Source organism: Blastococcus sp. TF02-8, from assembly GCF_003319175.1.
Classification (GTDB): domain Bacteria; phylum Actinomycetota; class Actinomycetes; order Mycobacteriales; family Geodermatophilaceae; genus Blastococcus.
Genome location: NZ_QOHK01000027.1, coordinates 1 through 665, shown reverse-complemented (window position 1 = coordinate 665; position 665 = coordinate 1). Strand labels below are relative to the sequence as shown.

1 protein-coding gene is annotated in these 665 nt (G+C 74.3%); it reads right to left on the bottom strand.

All coding sequences use genetic code 11. The features are described 5' to 3' along the window. Window positions 1-15: 15 nt before the first annotated feature. Window positions 16-665: alcohol dehydrogenase catalytic domain-containing protein (locus DQ237_RS19330; RefSeq protein WP_147251859.1), on the bottom strand; the 650-nt coding region annotated here is incomplete at its 5' end.

Genomic DNA, 665 nt, shown 5'->3' with positions numbered 1-665 from the left:
CTCCGTGCCCACGCACTAGAGCACCGCATCCGCCCCCACGCCGTCCGTGAGCTCGAGCACGGCAGCGACCGCCGCGTCGCCGCGCTCGCCGACGAGGTCGGTCGCGCCGAACGCGGTCGCGAGCCGCTGCCGCTCGGGATTGCGCGAGAGGGCGATGATGCGCTCGGCGCCGAGGCGCTGCGCGGAGAGCACGCCGCACAGGCCGACCGCGCCGTCGCCGACGACGACAGCCGTCGAGCCGGGCGTCACGCCGGCCGAGATCGCCGCGTGGTAGCCGGTCGGCAGCACGTCGCTGAGCGCAAGCACCGCCGCGTAGCGATCGGGTGCGGGCGCATCGTCGAGCACGAAGCACGTCGCGTCGGCGTTGGTCACGAGCGTGCGCTCGGCCTGGCCGCTCGCGGTCATCGCGAGCTCGACGCAGCCCTGCGTCTGCCCTGCGCGGCAGTGCGCGCAGCGGCCGCAGCAGTGGTTGAAGGGCACGACCACGAAGTCGCCCTCGCGCACGCGCTCGACGCCCGCGCCGACCGCCTCGACGACGCCGATCGCCTCGTGGCCCATCGTGCGCGGCTCCGGCACGTCGTTGACGCCCCGGTACGACCACAGGTCGGAGCCGCACACGCAGCCCGCGACGACGCGGACGACCGCGCTGTCTCTTATACACATCT